This is a genomic window from Brevibacterium otitidis (assembly GCF_042429315.1).
Taxonomy (GTDB): domain Bacteria; phylum Actinomycetota; class Actinomycetes; order Actinomycetales; family Brevibacteriaceae; genus Brevibacterium; species Brevibacterium otitidis.
Map to the genome: position 1 here is coordinate 1 of NZ_JBHMAU010000121.1, position 17,166 is coordinate 17,166.

General features: G+C 67.8%; 16 protein-coding genes. 11 read left to right on the forward strand and 5 right to left on the reverse strand.

What is annotated here, in order from left to right; translation table 11 throughout:
* Positions 1-99: 99 nt before the first annotated feature.
* A complete protein-coding gene (locus ACFFN1_RS14205; RefSeq protein ID WP_376841503.1) occupies positions 100-333 on the reverse strand; it encodes a hypothetical protein in 234 nt (77 codons plus the stop codon).
* Between the two features lie 87 nt (positions 334-420).
* Entirely contained in the window at positions 421-1,212 is a 792-nt protein-coding gene (locus ACFFN1_RS14210) for an exodeoxyribonuclease III (protein WP_376841504.1), read from the reverse strand.
* 143 nt (positions 1,213-1,355) lie between these two features.
* Here ACFFN1_RS14210 and ACFFN1_RS14215 point away from each other — a divergent pair, with 143 nt between their 5' ends.
* From ACFFN1_RS14215 to ACFFN1_RS14265, 11 genes are all read left to right on the forward strand, one after another.
* Complete coding sequence (locus ACFFN1_RS14215; RefSeq protein WP_376841505.1) at positions 1,356-2,123, forward strand: IclR family transcriptional regulator; 768 nt, start codon at positions 1,356-1,358, stop codon at positions 2,121-2,123.
* Positions 2,124-2,248: 125 nt separating this feature from the next.
* On the forward strand, positions 2,249-3,649 hold the full coding sequence (locus tag ACFFN1_RS14220) for an FAD-binding oxidoreductase (protein WP_376841506.1): 1,401 nt from the start codon (positions 2,249-2,251) through the stop codon (positions 3,647-3,649).
* A 157-nt stretch (positions 3,650-3,806) separates the two neighbouring features.
* Positions 3,807-6,020, forward strand: coding sequence for a malate synthase G (locus ACFFN1_RS14225; RefSeq protein ID WP_376841507.1), 2,214 nt, complete (start codon positions 3,807-3,809; stop codon positions 6,018-6,020).
* A gap of 50 nt (positions 6,021-6,070) precedes the next feature.
* Positions 6,071-6,991 carry an SDR family NAD(P)-dependent oxidoreductase gene (locus tag ACFFN1_RS14230; RefSeq protein ID WP_376841508.1) on the forward strand — a complete coding sequence of 307 codons (921 nt, stop codon included), beginning with the start codon at positions 6,071-6,073 and terminating at the stop codon, positions 6,989-6,991.
* Positions 6,992-7,416: 425 nt separating this feature from the next.
* Positions 7,417-7,977 carry an orotate phosphoribosyltransferase gene (gene pyrE, locus ACFFN1_RS14235; protein WP_376841509.1) on the forward strand — a complete coding sequence of 187 codons (561 nt, stop codon included), beginning with the start codon at positions 7,417-7,419 and terminating at the stop codon, positions 7,975-7,977.
* A gap of 136 nt (positions 7,978-8,113) precedes the next feature.
* A complete protein-coding gene (locus tag ACFFN1_RS14240; RefSeq protein ID WP_376841510.1) occupies positions 8,114-9,016 on the forward strand; it encodes an ABC transporter ATP-binding protein in 903 nt (300 codons plus the stop codon).
* Positions 9,017-10,696 (forward strand): ABC transporter permease, encoded by a 1,680-nt coding sequence (locus ACFFN1_RS14245; RefSeq protein ID WP_376841511.1) that lies wholly within the window; start codon positions 9,017-9,019, stop codon positions 10,694-10,696.
* Positions 10,693-11,361, forward strand: a complete 669-nt coding sequence (locus tag ACFFN1_RS14250) for a TrmH family RNA methyltransferase (RefSeq protein WP_376841512.1) — start codon at positions 10,693-10,695, stop codon at positions 11,359-11,361. The genes ACFFN1_RS14245 and ACFFN1_RS14250 overlap by 4 nt, the downstream gene beginning before the upstream one ends.
* 90 nt (positions 11,362-11,451) lie before the next feature.
* Positions 11,452-11,589, forward strand: a complete 138-nt coding sequence (locus tag ACFFN1_RS14255; RefSeq protein WP_376841513.1) for a hypothetical protein — start codon at positions 11,452-11,454, stop codon at positions 11,587-11,589.
* A gap of 91 nt (positions 11,590-11,680) precedes the next feature.
* Positions 11,681-12,964, forward strand: coding sequence for an amidohydrolase family protein (locus ACFFN1_RS14260; protein WP_376841514.1), 1,284 nt, complete (start codon positions 11,681-11,683; stop codon positions 12,962-12,964).
* Between the two features lie 125 nt (positions 12,965-13,089).
* A complete protein-coding gene (locus ACFFN1_RS14265) occupies positions 13,090-14,328 on the forward strand; it encodes an LppM family (lipo)protein (protein ID WP_376841515.1) in 1,239 nt (412 codons plus the stop codon).
* Positions 14,329-14,423: 95 nt separating this feature from the next.
* Here the strand turns inward: ACFFN1_RS14265 and ACFFN1_RS14270 are convergent, their stop codons facing one another.
* The 3 genes from ACFFN1_RS14270 to ACFFN1_RS14280 form a co-directional block, all read right to left on the reverse strand.
* Entirely contained in the window at positions 14,424-15,158 is a 735-nt protein-coding gene (locus ACFFN1_RS14270; protein ID WP_376841516.1) for an RES domain-containing protein, read from the reverse strand.
* Complete coding sequence (locus ACFFN1_RS14275) at positions 15,155-15,778, reverse strand: hypothetical protein (RefSeq protein WP_376841517.1); 624 nt, start codon at positions 15,776-15,778, stop codon at positions 15,155-15,157. Before ACFFN1_RS14275 ends, ACFFN1_RS14270 begins: the two co-directional genes overlap by 4 nt.
* An 80-nt stretch (positions 15,779-15,858) precedes the next feature.
* On the reverse strand, positions 15,859-16,998 hold the full coding sequence (locus ACFFN1_RS14280) for an LppM family (lipo)protein (protein WP_376841518.1): 1,140 nt from the start codon (positions 16,996-16,998) through the stop codon (positions 15,859-15,861).
* Between the last annotated feature and the right edge of the window lie 168 nt (positions 16,999-17,166).

Sequence of the window (17,166 nt, forward strand, 5' to 3'; positions counted from 1 at the left end):
CTCGCGCTGACTACTGCGATCTGGCACAACCAGAAGACCGGACAGCCGGTACTCCGGTCACTGACCGCGTACGACCACTGAACCCTTGGAATCAATCATCTAGGCGCTGCGCCGCTGCCAGATGACGAACAGAACCATCGCTGCGATGACGGCCCCAGCCCCGGAGAGGAAGAGGGCGATCTCGATCGGCCGGATCTCCCCGCCGAGTGCGTGCTCATCGACGTAGACGCCGTAGTTGTACATGGTGACGGCCCAGGTGACGAGCAGGCCGACGCCGAGGACGGCGAGGCCGGCACTGGTCCAGGGGAGGAGACGGTGCGACTGCGTGTGCATGCGGGAGCCTTTCGGGGGACTGGTCACCAGCCGCGGCGGCCGGTGCGCGGTTGCCCGTCAGGCTAGCGCGGCTGGCTGAAGGCGAGCTCAGAGCGCGTAGTCGACGACGACCGGGGCGTGGTCGGATGCGCCCTTGCCCTTGCGCTCCTCGCGGTCGATGAACGCACCGCTCGCCGCCTCGGCGAGGGTCGCGGAGGCGAGCTGGAAGTCGATGCGCATACCCTCCTTCTTGGGGAAGCGCAGCTTCTGATAATCCCAGTACGTATAGACGCCCGGGCCCGGAGTGAAGGGGCGGGCGACATCGCTGAGCCCGGCATCGAGCAGCGCCTGGAAGGCATCGCGCTCCGGCTGGGAGACATGCGTCAGGCCCTCGAAGGCCGCCATATCCCACACATCGTCATCCTGCGGGGCGACATTGAAGTCTCCGCAGAGCACGAGCTTGAGCTCCGGGTCGTCCTGCAGCTGCGCGGCGACATCCTGGCGCAGGGCTGCGAGCCAGCGCAGCTTGTAGTCATAGTGCGGGTGATCGAGCTCGCGGCCGTTGGGCACATAGAGCGAATGCACGCGCACACCGCCGCAGACGGCGTTGATGGCACGCGCCTCGACGGCGTCGTCATCTCCGAAGCCTGGGATGTTCTCGAATCCCAGCTGCACATCATCGAGCCCCACGCGCGAGGCGATCGCCACCCCGTTCCACTGGTTGAGCCCGTGATAGGCGACCTCGTACCCGCGCTCCTCGAAGACCGCGACAGGCATCTGCGCGTCCTTGCACTTGAGCTCCTGGATGGCGAGCACATCGGCATCCGAGCGCTCCAGCCAGGCGCCGATCCGCTCGGCGCGGGCCCTGACAGAGTTGACATTCCATGTTGCGATTCGCACGCCCCCACCATAGCCGAACCCCCGGACACCGAGTCGCACACCGACCTCCAGCCACCGACCCCGAGCCCACGGCACCACGCACCGCAACACCGCCCTGCTGCCGGCCGTGTCGATAGACTCACACCTGAACGAAGGGAGGCAGCGTGGCAGAGGCGCAGCGCGGTGGAGTCCAGTCGGTGGCCCGGGCATTCGAGCTGCTCGAACGCATCACGGACGCCGGGGGAGAGGTGTCGATCTCGCATCTGGCCGAGACCACCCCGATGCCGCTGCCCACCATCCACCGGCTCCTGCAGACCCTCATGAGCCTCGGCTATGTCCGCCAGCTGCCCAGCCGCCACTACGCCCTCGGCCCGGCGCTCATCCGCTTCGGCGAAGCCGCCAGCCAGCAGCTCGGCGCTTGGGCCCGCCCGCGCCTCGCTGAGCTGGGCGAACAGCTGCGCGAGACCGTCAACATGGCCGTCCTCGACGGGGACATGGCCACCTATGTCGCGCAGGTGCCTGCGGCGCATGCGATGCGGATGTTCACCGAGATCGGCCGCAGCGTGCACACCCACGCCTCAGGAGTCGGCAAAGCGCTGCTGTCCCAGCTCGATGACGCCGCCGCCGAGGCGATCGTCACCCGCGCCGGAATGCCCACCCCCACTGCCGCGACCATCGCCGCTCCCGAGGCGCTGCTGGCCGAACTCGCCACGGTCCGGTCCCGTGGCTATGCCGTCGACGACGGTGAGCAGGAGGTCGGCGTCCGCTGCTTCGCCGTGCCGGTGCCGGGCCTGCCCTCGCCGACGGCGATCTCCGTCTCCGGGCCGGTCACCCGCGTCGATGAGCGCTTCCGCGAGCGTGCCGTGCCGGCACTGACGGAGACCGCCCGCCGGATCACCGCTGCCGCCGCCCTCGCCCGCCGCAGCTCCTGACCCTGCCCGCAGCGGCTCCTGATCCCGCCGCTGAACACCCAGCCCGGCGGCCGGGCGGAAATGGTAGCGTCCGTCACATCCTGAGCGGATCCGACACATCCCGTCCGGAGGAGGAAGGAACGCCGATGACCCCCGCTGCAGCAGCCCAGGCCCTGGAGGAGATCACGCAGACGCTGCCGGCTGAGATCCTTGTGACCGACCCCGTCAGCATGGAGGCCTACCGCTTCGACCGCGCCCAGGACCCCGACGCCGGGATGCCGCTGGTCGTCGTCCGCCCGCACACCACCGAACAGGTCCAGCAGCTCGTGCGCATCGCCGCCGCACACCGCGTGCCCATCGTCCCGCGCGGGGCAGGCACCGGGCTGTCCGGCGGCAGCACCGCCGTCGAACAGGGCATCCTCCTCTCCCTCGACCGCATGAACGCCATCGAGGTCGACCCGGTCACCCGCACCGTCGTCGCCGGACCCGGCGCGCTCAACGCCGAGGTCAAAGCCGCCGCTGCTGCGCACGGCCTGTGGTACCCGCCGGACCCCTCCTCTTTCGAGATCTGCTCGATCGGCGGCAATGTCGCCACGAACGCCGGCGGCCTGTGCTGCGTCAAATACGGCGTCACCACCGACTACGTCCTCGGCATGACCGTCGTCCTCGCCGACGGCCGGGCGGTGCGGCTCGGCGGCCCCAGACTCAAGGACGTCGCCGGACTGTCGCTGACGAAGCTCTTCGTCGGCAGCGAAGGAGCGCTCGGCATCTTCACCGAAGTGCAGCTGCGCCTCATCCCCGCCCAGAAGCTGCCTACCACCCTCGTAGCGACCTTCCCCACCCTGGCCTCCGCGACCGAGGCGGTGCTCACCATCACCGGCCAGATGCGTCCCTCGATGCTCGAGTTCATGGACCAGGCCACCATCAACGCCGTCGAAGACGCCACGAAGATGGGTCTCGACCGGCAGGCCGCCGCCATGCTCATCGTGCAGTCCGATGAGCCCGCCGGCGCCGCCCTCGACGAGATCCGCCGTATCGAGGAGATCTGCACGAGCACCGGCGCCACCGAATGCTTCGCCACCGACGATCCGGATGACGGCGAAGCCTTCGTCACCGCCCGCCGGATGGCGATCCCAGCGATCGAACGCCAGGGCGCCGTCCTCCTCGAAGACGTCGGAGTGCCGCTGCCCCGGCTTGGCGACCTCGTGCTCGGCATCGCCCAGATCGCCGAAGCCCATGACGTCACCATCGCTACGATGGCCCACGCCGGCGACGGCAACACCCACCCGCTCATCGTGCTGCGCAAGTCCGATCCGGCGCAGCAGGAGCGCGCCCACCGGGCCTACGGTGAGGTGATGGATCTGGCGATCCGGCTCGGCGGCACCATCACCGGCGAACACGGCGTCGGCCGGCTCAAGCGCCCATGGCTCGGTGACTATCTGGGCCCCGATGTCCTCGAGCTCAACCACCGGATCAAGAAGGCCCTCGACCCCGGCGGCATCCTCAATCCCGGTGCGATCCTCGTCCCCGAGGAGTCCGACAGCTGACTCCCGGCCGCAGGTCCCGGGAAACAGACCTCGTCCACCCATTCTCAAATATCCGCAGAACAGATATGATCTTCCACACAGCGGAAAACTAATAGCAGAGTGCAGGCGCGCCCACTGGCTGGCGCCGCCTCGCCGCAGAAGCATGGAGGATACGACAATGGCCCACGCCCAGCCGACTGACGCCCAGCCGACTCACGCTACCCCGATGGTCACCCGCGCCGGCCTGCAGGTCGCCCAGATGCTCGCCGACTTCGCCGAACAGCAGGCCCTGCCGGCCGCGGGCCTCGACGCCGAGGCCTTCTGGACCGGTGTCGCCGGCCTGCTCGCGGACCTCACCCCGCGCAACCGCGAGCTGCTCACCATCCGCGACACCCTCCAGTCCCAGATCGACGCCTACCACCGCGCGCACCCCGGCGCACCTGACCCGCAGGCCTACCGCGCCTTCCTCGAAGAGATCGGCTACCTCGTCCCCGCGCCTGCGGACCTCGCCATCACCACCTCGGGCGTGGACCCGGAGATCACCGAACAGGCCGGCCCACAGCTCGTCGTGCCCGTCTCCAACGCCCGCTTCGCCATCAACGCCGCCAACGCCCGCTGGGGCTCCCTCTACGACGCCTGCTACGGCACCGACGCCATCGACCAGAGCGGTGAGCTGGCCCCCGGCACCGGCTACAACCCCGCCCGCGGAGCCGCCGTCATCGCCCGCGGCCGCGCCCTGCTCGATGAGGCCGCACCGCTGCGCACCGGCTCCCACGCCGATGCCACCGGCTACCGCATCGCCAGCGGCCAGCTGCGCATCACCCTCACCGGCGGCACCGAGACAACCCTCGCCGCGCCCGAGGTGCTGGCCGGCTTCGCAGGCGATGCCGCCTGCCCGAGCAACGTCCTGCTGCGCCACCACGGCCTGCACATCGACATCGTCTTCGACGCCGCAGGCGAGATCGGCCGCACCGATGCCGCCGGCATCCAGGACATCGTCCTCGAATCGGCCGTCACGACGATCATCGACCTCGAAGACTCCGTCGCCGCCGTCGACGCAGAGGACAAGACCCTGTGCTACCGCAACTGGATGGGCCTGGCCGACGGCACCCTGGCAGAGGAGGTGACGAAGAACGGGCGCACCTTCACCCGCTCTCTCAACCCCGACCGCATCTACCGCACACCCGATGGCAGCGCGGAGATCGCACTGCCGGGCCGCTCCCTGCTGTTCGTGCGCAACGTCGGCCACCTCATGACCACCGATGCCATCCGCGGCGCTGACGGGCAGGAGATCCCCGAGGGCATCCTCGATGCGATCATGACCGCGCTCGCTGCCGTGCCCGGGCTGCGGAACGGCACCGGCAACTCGCGGGCCGGATCGATGTACATCGTCAAACCCAAGATGCACGGACCGGAGGAGGTCGCCTTCGCTGTCGAGCTCTTCGCCCGCGTCGAAGAGCTCCTCGGACTGCCAGCGCGCACCCTCAAGATCGGCATCATGGACGAGGAGCGGCGCACGAGCGCCAACCTCGCCGCCGCCATCGCCGCGGCCGCTGACCGGGTCGTGTTCATCAACACCGGGTTCCTCGACCGCACCGGCGATGAGATCCACACTTCCCTGCACGCCGGGCCCATGGTGCCCAAAGCGCAGATGAAGCAGCAGAGCTTCCTCGCCGCCTATGAGGACTCCAATGTCGACATCGGCCTGGCCGCCGGCTTCCCCGGGCGCGCGCAGATCGGCAAAGGCATGTGGGCGATGCCCGATCTCATGCACGACATGCTCGAGCAGAAGATCGGCCATGTGCAGGCCGGCGCCACCGCCGCCTGGGTGCCCTCACCCACCGCCGCGACCCTGCACGCCCTGCACTACCACCAGGTCGATGCCTTCGCCGTCCAGCGTGAGATCGCCGGCCGCCAGCCGGCCGCCCTCGACCCGCTGCTCGTGCTGCCGCTCGGCGACCCTGCCGTGCTGACGGAGGCCGAGCGCCAGCGGGAGGTCGACGAGAACGTCCAGTCGATCCTCGGCTATGTCGTGCGCTGGGTCGACCAGGGCGTGGGCTGCTCGAAGGTGCCCGACATCCACAACGTCGCCCTCATGGAGGACCGCGCCACCCTGCGGATCTCCAGCCAGCTGCTGGCCAACTGGCTCGCCCACGACATCATCGCCGTCGAGCAGGTCGATGAAAGCCTCAACCGCCTGGCCGCTGTGGTCGATGAGCAGAACGCCGGGGATCCGAACTACGAGCAGCTCGTCACCGACGGCACGGGCAGCGGCATCGCCTTCGACGCCGCCCGCTCGCTCATCGTCGACGGCGCCAGCCAGCCCAGCGGCTACACCGAGCCGATCCTGCACCGCGCCCGCCGGGCCAAGAAGGCCGAGCAGCGCGCCTGAGCCGGAGCTGTCTGATCCCGCCTTGCAGATAACAGGGCGGGATCAGTCATGTGCGCCTATGCTGTGGCCATGGCCTCGACACCCAGCCTGACTCCCGCGCCCGCTGCTGCCGCGCCCGAGATGCGGGAAGCGGAGGTGCAGACGATCTCCTGACTCCCGCGCCCGCTGCTGCCGCGCCCGAGGCGCCGGTCGCCCTCATCACGGGTGCCACCAGTGGCATCGGGCTCGCGATCGCCCATGAGCTGGCCGCTGACGGCTACCGCCTCATCCTCGTCGCCCGCGACCTCGAACGCCTCGATGCGACGGCGGCGATGCTGCGTCACCGCTATCGCACCGTCTGCGAGGTGCTCAGCTGCGACCTCAGCCGTGTCGACGGTGACGCGACGATCGGCGGGATCCGGCAGGTCACCGACCTCATCGATTCCCGCCGCGTCGACGTCGTCGTCAACAACGCCGGCTACGGCCTGCGCACCTCGCTCTTGAGAACCGACCCGACGGAGCTCGCGAAGCTCGACACCGTGCTCATCCGCGCCGTCGAGGACATCTCCTGGCATGCCGCCCATGCGATGCGCGCCCGCGGCCGGGGCGGCATCGTCAACATCGCCTCGATGGCTGCGGTCACGACGATGGGCACCTACGCCGGGGCGAAGTCCCATGTGCTCATCTTCACCGAGAGCCTCGCCGCCGAACTCGCCGGCACCGGCGTCACCGCCACCGCGGTGCTGCCGGGGTTCGTGCGCACCGAGTTCCACGACCGCATGGCTGTCGACATGTCGCACCTGCTGGCACTCGCCTGGGTCGACGTCGACACCGTGGCCCGGCAGGGGCTGCGCGATGCCCGTGCCGGCAAGGTCGTCTCCGTGCCCGGGGTGCAGTACAAGCTCGCCTATGCCGCAGCCCAGGTGCTGCCCAGGCCGCTCATCCGGTTCGCCAGCAACGGCTTCCGCTTCACCCGGCAGTCGCGCTGCTGAGACCCCCGAGATCGCCCGCGCAGTGACGGCAAGGTGCCCTTTGGGAATCGGCAGCCGGGCGCAGCGAGTGGCAAACTTCACCCAGAACAGCGCGATCCGTCCATCAGCCGCTTCGCATATGCAAAGCTAAGCATGGAATATAACCGCAGGTAGGAGGTCGACTTCCAGTCTCGGATGGCGAGTGCGACCGGCGAAATTTTCTTCGCGAGACAAGTTCACAAATCAACTAATCCATGGTTAAATGGAGGTAATTCGACCCGGTGGGGATCGGGCGAATGACGGACGTATGGGGATGCGTCCGGGTACTCGAGGGGAGTGCTGCAAAGGCCCCGGGAAGACGCGTTACGCGCCCCGGGGTCTTTGTGTTTCTCCAGGCAGGACACCTCTTCAGTTGGCACTCGGCTTCGCCGACATAGACTGAGGGCATGTCAGAAACTGCGAAAGCTCAGCTGCTGAAGCTCATCGACGAACTCGCCGTCGTCCGCGGCAAGGTCACGCTGTCCTCCGGCCGCGAGGCCGACTACTACCTCGATCTGCGCCGGGTCACCCTCGACCACCGCAGCGCCCCGCTCATCGGCGATGTCATGCTCGACCTGCTCGCCGAGACCGGATACCTCGATGAGGTCGAGGCGATCGGCGGCCTGACGATGGGCGCCGACCCCGTCGGCACCGCGATCATGCACCGCTCCGTCGTCCGCGGCACGCCCAAGGACACCTTCGTCGTGCGCAAGGCCGCCAAGGAGCACGGCATGGGCCGTCGCGTCGAGGGCCCGGATGTCGCCGGCCGCAAGGTCATCGCCGTCGAGGACACCTCGACGACCGGGGGCTCCGTGCTCACCGCCGTCGACGCCCTGCGCGAAGCCGGGGCCGAGGTCATCGCCGTGGCCGTCGTCATGGACCGCAACACCGGTGCCAAGGAGCGCGTCGAGGCCACCGGCCTGCCGTACCTCATTGCGCTGAGCACCAGCGACCTCGGACTCGACTGAGCCTCATGATCCCAGCCGGGCCGGCGCCTCGGGCCCGGTGCCGCCACCGCTGGGATTGGACGGCAGCTGACACCGCACGCAACACTAGACCCGGCGCCGCACGCGGCGCGCACCCCCGTCAATCGAAGGACCACCCGTGCTCGAACTCACCGGCATCACGCTCAAGTCCGGCCGCAAGACGTGGCTGAAGGACGTATCGCTGACCGCTCGCCCGCGCCGCCTGACCGGCATCGTCGGCCAGCGCGGCTCCGGCAAGACCGAACTCGTCCGCGTCATCATGGGCCTCATCACCCCCGATGAGGGCACCGTCGAACTCGAAGGCCACGAACTGGGCTTCGGCGACCGGCAGAACTTCGGCTATCTGCCCGCTGAACGCGGCGGCTACCCGGGGATGAAGGTCCTCGAGCAGATCGTCTACCTCGCGCGCCTGCATGGCATGACGATGGGTGCAGCCGAGCGCAACGCCGTCACCCTGCTCTCGCGCCTCGACCTGTCCGACCGCGCCTACGCGCCGCTGTCGCACCTGTCCGGCACCGAGGTCGCCCGCGCTGAGATCGCCGCGGTGCTCGCCGCCGACCCGGACGTCGTCGTGCTCGACGACCCGTTCGACGGCCTCGATGTCGCCAGCACCCAGAAGGTCTTCAGCCTGCTGCGCGACCACGCCGACTCCGGAGTCCCGGTCATCTTCACCTCCGATTCCTATGAGCTGACCGAATCGGTCGCTGATGACGTCATCGCTCTCGACCACGGCACAGTCGTCGGGCAGGGCGCGCTGGCCACGCTGCGCCGGGACGCGAACCTGTATGCCGCCCGTTACGAGACCGCAGCCGCCGCCGAGGTGGGACGCACCAGCCTCGCTGCCCACCCTGGCATCGATGTCGCCGACGATGAGGAGACCGGCGCAGCTGACCGCGAGCTGGTGGTCTTCTCCGCATCCGATCCGCAGGCGGCCTTCGCAGCCGTGGCTGCGACGAGCGGCGTGACAGAATATGGTGCGCACCAGGCGAGCCTGGCCGAGCTGCTGAAGGAGAGGATCTGAGTGACCGACAAGAACAAGAAGGACCTCACCGACCCGGTCGACCCCACCGACCCGGCCGAGGGCAGCGCCCCGGTCGACCCGGCCGATCCGACGGCTCCCGGCGCCGATGACGACCTCGTCATCGGTGATGAGGACACTGAACCCGGTGAAGCCGACGCCCTCGCCGACGACGCTGACGCGGACGAGGCAGGCGCAGACGTTGAAGCTGACGCAGACGCGGACGCTGACGCTGACGATGTCGACGCTGACGATGAGATCCCCGTCGAGACGATCGATGCCGACGACGATCTGCTCACCGATGCCGATGTGCCCTATGAGCTGCGTGAGGACCGCCCGGATTCCGGCAGCGAACCCAAGACCGGGCTGGTGTCCGAGTTCCGCGACCTCACCGGCCGGCAGGCCGCCTGGCTCGTGTCCAACCGCGAGACCGTCTCCGTGTCCCGCTCGCCGCTGTTCTACGTCACCAGCCTGATCCTCGGCCTGGCCGTCATCGCCGCGATCATCATCGGCGCGCAGAACGCCAGCCCGGAGGCCGCCGGCGGTGACTCCACCCTGGCCACCGTCGGACTCGGCGAACAGGCCGCAGCCGCCGAACAGCAGCTGGGCCTGAAAATCAAGGACGTCGACTCCGTTGAAGAGGCCCAGGAGCTCGTGCGCACCGGCGAAGCCGATGCCGCCCTCCTCGTCGATCCCTCGGGCATGGGCCAGCAGCAGCTGGTGGCGCTGAACTCGAAGCCGACTCAGATCATGAACAAGCTGCAGCCGGAGATGCCGGTGACCTACCTGGAGGAGCCGCCGGTGCCGGCCACGGCCAGCTCGGTGTTCGTCTGGGGCATGGCCCTGCTGCTGCTCGCCTCCGTACTGACCCTCGGCGCGGCCCTGTACGCCAACGCCCGGGTTGAGAAGCGCAACCGGCTCGCCGAGGTCATCGCCGCGACCATCCCGCCCAGGGCTGCCGCCTGGGGCCGGGTCTACGGGCTGACGGTGCTCGCACTCGTCTACCTCGTCATCACCGTCGGCGTGCTCATGCTCGGCCTGTCGATCGCCTCGTTCAACTCCCTGGCGGTGGCCGCGCTGCCGGGCATCGGCTGGTTCTCAGCCATCTTCCTCATCGTCGTGCTGCTGTACATGTCGCTGTTCCTGTGGGCAGCCACCCCGGCCGGGCGCCGCGCCCGCCAGATCGGCTACGGCCTCATCGTGCTGCTCGCCGCCGCCGGCGCCTTCGTGCCGATGGTGTTCGCGCTCAAGGCCGACATCCTGCGCATCCTGTCCTACATCCCGTTCACCGCCCCGGTCGCCATGCCGATGCGCTACTTCGCCGGTCAGGCTGAGTGGTGGGAGGGCCTGCTGGCCGCCGGCATCGCACTCGTCGTCGCGCTCATCGCCTTCGGCCTCGCTTCGGGCGCGTATGAGAAGAACCTGCTGCGCGGGGCCGGCCACGGCGGACGCACCGTCAAGCCGCGCAGGAAGGGCGCCGCCGTCGATGCGGAGAAGAAGTCCGCTGCCGTCGACGACTCCGCAGATGCAGGGGATGCCGACGCCGAGGCGGACGAGACTGACGACACCGACGACGCCGAGGAGACCACCAGCGGGTCGTCGACTGCGAAGACCGCCACGAAGGCGAAGCCTGAGGCCAAGCAGTCTGCGGCGAAGAAGTCCGGCTCCAAGAAGAAGCCGTGACCCAGCCTTCGGGCGCCGAGCGCCCAACGCCTGCACCAGGGGCCGATGCCGAGATCACCGTCGGCGTCGGCCCCTGGGCCGGTGAATGGCCCACCGGCGAGCACTACGATCCCGCGCTGCTCGCCGAGGGCGACCGCCGCAACGTCGTCGACCGCTATCGGTACTGGAAGCTCGAGGCGATCGTCGCCGATCTCGACCGCACCCGCCACGGCTTCCACGTTGCCGTCGAGAACTGGCAACATGACCTCAACATCGGCTCAGTCGTGCGCACCGCCAACGCCTTCAACGCCGCCGCCGTCCACATCGTCGGGCGGCGCCGCTGGAACCGCCGCGGAGCGATGGTCACCGACCGCTACCAGCACCTGCACCACCACCCCGACGCCGAGGCGCTGGCCGGCTGGTGTGCTGAGCGGAGCCTCCCGCTCATCGGCGTCGACAACTTCCCCGACTCCGTGCCCCTGGAGACCTACGAGTTGCCGGAGAACTGCGTGTTACTCTTCGGCCAGGAGGGCCCCGGCCTCACCGACACCGCCCATGAGGCGTGCGAGGCTGTGCTGTCGATCGAGCAGTACGGCTCGACCCGGTCGATGAACGCCGCTGCCGCCGCGGCGATCGCCATGCACGCCTGGATCCGGCGACACGCTTTCGGTCAGTCGGTCCGGTGAGCAGTGACGTCGCCTGCGATGATGCAAACTGTCGATCGACGATTGAGCGCTGCATTGATGCCGCCGGTTGCACAACGTGAGGAGTGAACGATGAAGGCTCTGATCGCAAGGCTCTGCTTCCGTCGTACGCCGCTGTGCTGTGGATCGCTGCCGTGCTTCATTGATGCTTGGCTCAGGCTTGGCCTTGGCTTCGCCAATACGAAGGCGATGAGCCGGTTCAGCGGTTGAATCCTCTCTGTGAGATCAAGCCCTCCACCGCCCCCGGGGGCGATCCAGAGCAGCGATACCAGCCATGCATGCGCGGGCATAGACTCGAACCATGCCGACAGTCATCCGCAACACCCGCCTGTTCAACCGCCAGCCCGATGCACCCACCGTCGACATCACCCTCGATGACGGCAGGATCGCAGCCATCACCCCGAGCACCCCGGGAACGGATGTCACCGCAGCCGAGGCGCAGGGCACCTCCGGCACGGAGGCGACCCCTGCCTCGGGAACGGACGTCATTGATGCGGCCGGTTACGTCGTCATGCCGAACCTGGGCGATGTCCACGCCCACCTCGATTCGAACCGGCTGGGCCAGACATTCCGGCCGCACACCGCAGGTTCCAGCCTGCACTCGCTCATCATGAACGACCGCGCCAACTGGCGTAACGGCGAGCGCAGCGCCTATGACCAGGCCGTCTACGCCGCCGGCCTGATCGCAGCCTCGGGAGCGACCCGCATCCGCACGCACGCCCAGATCGACTCCGACTGCCGGCTCGAGCGCTTCGACGCGCTCATGGCCGCCAAGGAGACCCTCGCCGGGATCGTCGACATGGAGATCGTCGCCTTCCCGCAGGCCGGGCTGCTGCGCGACGCCGACGCCCCGGCCTTCATCGAACAGGGCCTGGAAGCCGGCGCCGATCTCATCGGCGGGCTCGACCCGACGACCTATGACCGGGACCCGAAGACCCACCTCGACATGGTCTTCGGCTGGGCCGAGAAGTACGGCATCGGCATCGACATCCACCTGCACGAACGCGGCACGGTCGGCGTGTTCACCCTCGAGGAGATCATCGCCCGCACCGAGGCTGCTGGCATGCAGGGACATGTGACGGTCTCACACTGCTTTGTGCTCGGCAGCGTCGACGAACGCGAACAGCGCCGGCTGGCGGAGATGCTGGCGGCCAACCAGATCGCCGTCACCACCGTCGCCCCGGCCGGGACCGTGCTGCCCTTGAAGCTGCTGGCTGAGGCCGGCGTGCGGGTGGGCCTGGGCGAGGACGGGCAGCGCGACTACTGGAGCCCCTACGGTGACGGTGATGTGCTGCGCCGGGTGTGGCAGCTGGCCTTCACCAACGGCTTCCGCGCCGATGCCGACATCGAGCACTGCTTCGACGTCGCCTCCCGCGGTGGCCGCCATATCCTCGAACACGTCCCGCACGCACCTACCGGTGAGGTGACCTCCGATGCCGAGGCGGGACTCGCCGTCGGTGCCCCAGCCGACCTGCTGCTGGTCAAGGCCGACACTGTGACCGCTGCGATCATGGACTGCCCGGATGAACGGCTGGTGTTCAAGTCCGGTCAGCTCATCGCCCGCAACGGGAAGCTCACCAGCTGAGACCGCGGGCAGCGATGTCGAGTGTCGAAACCGGAACAGCGATGCATGGCGAGCCCGCACGTGTTCAGATAGGTTGAGACCAGTGCCGCGAAGCCGTGGCGGTGACGACGTGTGAAAGGTGCCTCATGAAGACGCTGAAAGACCGAGTGACGAAGCCGCTGGCTGTCGGCTTGATGCTCCTGCTGGGGTTCGTCCTCACCGGATGCATGGCCGTCAACATCGACATGGAGATCGACAAGGATCTCAAGCTCAGCGGCACCTGGCAGTACACTGTCGACCGGCAGATGCTCGAAGACCAGCCCAACCAGTACGGCAGCTACGGAACCCCGACCGACTACGAAGGCGATCTCGACAAGTCCGTCCAGGAAGCACAGGCCGAGGCACCTGCAGGGGTGACGGTTGAGAAGGTCTCCACGGACACCGATCTCGGCATGAAGCTCACCCTCGACAAGGTCGACCCGAATACGCTGACCGACGGCTCCGAGACCGGTCTTGAGGGACTGTCGATCAGCGAGGAGAACGGCGAGATCACGTTCTCGATGCCGAACTTCATCCGCTCCGCCGACCTGGGCGCCGGTGGTGTCGCCGACTACCAGACCAGTGGCGGCGATCCCGCCGACATGTTCACCGAGGCCACAGTCAGACTGACGTTCCCCGGCAAGATCATCGACGCCCCCGGCGGTCAGATCGAGGACAACGTCGTCACCTACGACCTGAAGAACTACGACGGCGACACCATCACGGTGACGGCTAAGAGCTCGTCCTTCCCGTGGTGGATCCTCTTCGTCATCGGCGGCCTCCTCCTGCTGCTGCTCATCGGCGGCGGCATACTGCTCGCCGTCCTGCTCTCGCGGAGGAAGAAGCAGCAGCACCCGGGCGGTCCCGCCACTGCCGCCTCCTACGGCGTGCCTGGCCAGTACGGCCAGTACGGCCAGCCGGGTCAGTATGGTCAGCCGGGCCAGTACGGTCAGCCCGGATCTCCGGCAGGTACCGGCTCGGGTCCTGGCCCCTACGGTCAGCCGCCCCAGCAGGGCCAGCCCGGTCCCTACGGTCAGCCGCAGCATGGACAGCCCGGTGCCGGTCCTTCGGGCCCCGGCCAGTACGGGCACCCTGGACCGCAGAGCCAGCCTGGCCCATATGGGCAGCCGCCCCAGCAGGGGCAGCCCGGTGGACCCGGTCGCGTGCAGCCACCGCAGGCACCCGGTTCGGCACCAGGACCTTACGGTCAGCCGGGCGGTTCGCAACCGCAGTGGGGACACGGACAGCCCGGCCAGCAGTATGGTCAGCCGCCCCAGCAGGGACCAGGACACCCCGGTTACGGCAACCCAGGATACGGCTCGGGCCCGCAGCCGCCGCGACAGTGAGCGCTGAGCGCGCATGACATGCGCTGAACACTGAGGGGCTCAGACATCCGTCTGGGCCCCTCTGCTCTGTGCAGGGAGACCGCGCCGGCAGGCGGTCAGAGATCGATCTGCGAGATGGTGACGTTGAGGGTCTCAGCGACCTCATCGAGGATGAGACGGCCAGTCCCTTCGAGAAGGGAACCGTAAGCGTCTCGGTAGGGGCCGAGCTTCCAGGCTCCGCGTGTATGCGCGACGCGGTCTGCGAAGACAACGGCCACCTCAGCAGGATCTGCACTGCTGAGCTCTGCCTGGCGGGAATGCCAGATGATTCCTGCAGAGTTCTGTGGAGCTGCGTGAACTGCCCGCGCCACCCGGCGCGTGCACGGATAGTGCTCGGGTGAGCTGCTCGCAAGCTGAGGTCGCGTGAAGCCGAGTCGGCTCAGCTGGGAGTCCCGAAGATCGGTCAGCTCCACATCACAGGGCGGAATGAGCCGAGCGTGCAGTTTGCCGTGCAGCGATAGTTCCGACACGACTCGCGGTGTCTGTGCATGAACGTCATGAAAGCTGGTTTCGAGCAATGCTGCGGCAAGCGATTCAGCGAGGTAGAGCGTCGGAACACGCTCCTGTGTCTCGAGCGCATCGAATGGTGCGAACCTGGTGTCCCCGTACCCGGGGTTCGGGTGGCTGAACCCGTCCTGCGAGTCGTAGACCCGATACCAGTGCCGGGTGTTCGGGATTGTGACGACTGGCAGCTTTCCTGCTTCGGCTAGGGCCTCTAATTCAGCAGCGGCTACCGTGCAGCCCTCCGGGTCAGGACATTGCAGGTCCTGGGGAGGGAGATCACGAGTCATGCGCTGTCCGTTGCGCGTCGAATCTCAGCCGCGTAGCGGTCTGCGGCTCGCACCGCTCGCCGAGTGTTGGTCTTCACCACTTCGGCTGGGACCTCTCCACTGAGCAGCCCGTTCGGCTGTGTGAGCCATGCCCAGAGTGACCAGCCGTCGAGGCCGGCGTCGAGGAGGGGGCGCATGAGTTCGACAATGCGAGGGTCTGCGTCACCGGAGTTCGTGAGCTGAACCGTGGGAATCATGGTGGCCCCATTGAGCTCGATGGTGAACAGCTCATTGCGCTTCCGCTTCCGCGAAACCCACGTGCGAACAGAGCTCTCCAGAGAGTTGCGTGTTTCTGCCAGAGAAGCATAGGTTTCGAAGCCCTCGACATCCATGAGGTGCTGCCGGAGGCCCGCGCTTCGTTGGACCTGCTTCTGCGATGCAAGCGAAATGAGCGCTGCGCTCTCGTCGAACATCCTCTGGCGGACGTAGGACGCGAAAGCAGCCCGTGCTTCGACTTTCCTGTACCGACTGGCCCGGATCAGAGCGAGGGCTTGCTCCAGTTCTTCCTTGCTGGCTCCTACGACCTCGAGGTGGTCGTTGACATCGCTGACGTGAAACTGGTCTGAACTGCTGATGGTCATGGCGGCCCTCCTCCACGCTATTGTAGCGATGTAGCTTGATAAGACCATGAGCTACATGTGCTGCATCGCTTCAGGAGGTATCAGTCTGCGCCCGGCCGTTTCATGTGCGTGCGCGATTCGGGTGGGGCAAAACGACGGTGGTCATTCAGCGCAGCCGACCCCGGCCCCGGCTGCCCAGGCCCCGACCCCGGCTGCCCCGGCCCCGGCTGCGCAGGCCCTGGGTGCGGCATACCTGGCTGCGCCGGCTGTGCCGGCCCCGGATGCGCAGCTCCCGAATGAGGCTGGCCCGGCTGGTGCGCAGGACCAGACGTATATGGGGTGGGCTGACCATAGGTCCCCGGCTGAGCGTGCGGGGGCATCGGCTGATTCTGCGGCGGGCCCGCACCGGGCCCAGCTGGCGGCGGACCTGCAGCACCCACCGGCCCGGGATACCCGGGACCTGCAGGCCCCGGTCCTGCTGAACCGTACCCTTGCCCGCCGTATCCGGGTCCTCCCGGCCCTGGCATCCAGGGACCTGCCCCATAACCGGGCCCACCGTAACCAGGCACAGGCGGCATCGCCTGCCGCTGACGCTTCCTGCGCGCGACGACGGCGATGATGACTCCGGCCACGATGAGCAGCACGAGCACCCCGCCGACGACGAACAGGACCCACCAGGGAAACGATGAGGCCTTCGCCGTCACCTCGATGGTGTCGCCGGCGAACTGCCGCAGATCGAACGTCACTGTCTTCCCCTTGACCTCGCCGCCGGGTGCGCTGACGACACGCCCGGGGAACGTGAAGGTCATCTTCGCCTCATCGAACATGAACCGCCCGGGAGCATGACTCCAGCCGGCGGACCCATAGCTGGTGCCGGGGTCATCGATGAGGAGGAAGTTGGGCATGCGCAGGGTGATCTGGTCGTCGTGCTCGCTCAGGTGCAGTCCGCTGAGGCCGAAGTCCTCCACCGCGGTATGGCTGGGGTCGACCGCATCGTAGATGTAGCGCGCCCCGATGTACTGCTCATCGGCGATCTTCTCGATCGTGACACCGGCAGGCAGGGTCTGCCGTGCTTCCTCGATCGACTCATCGATCAGGGTGTCAGCATCACCAGTGCCTGAGCCGTAGGTGCTGGTGTCGAATGCGCCGAGGTCTTCGACGGCCGTGCGCTCGATGAGCGCGTCGACGGTGCCGGAGACCTTCAGGTCCCTGCTGATGGCGAGGTCGCCGTTGATCTTCATGCAGCCGGTGAGCAGGACGGTGAGGACGAGCAGGACGGCGACTGCCAGGTGGCGGGTGGCAGAAATCCGGCTCTACTGACTGATCCGTGGGTGGTTGAGCGTGCCTGAGACGTGAGCACGCCGTCCTCCGCGTAGGTTTCTGAACAGTCACGAAACAGGAACCAGGGA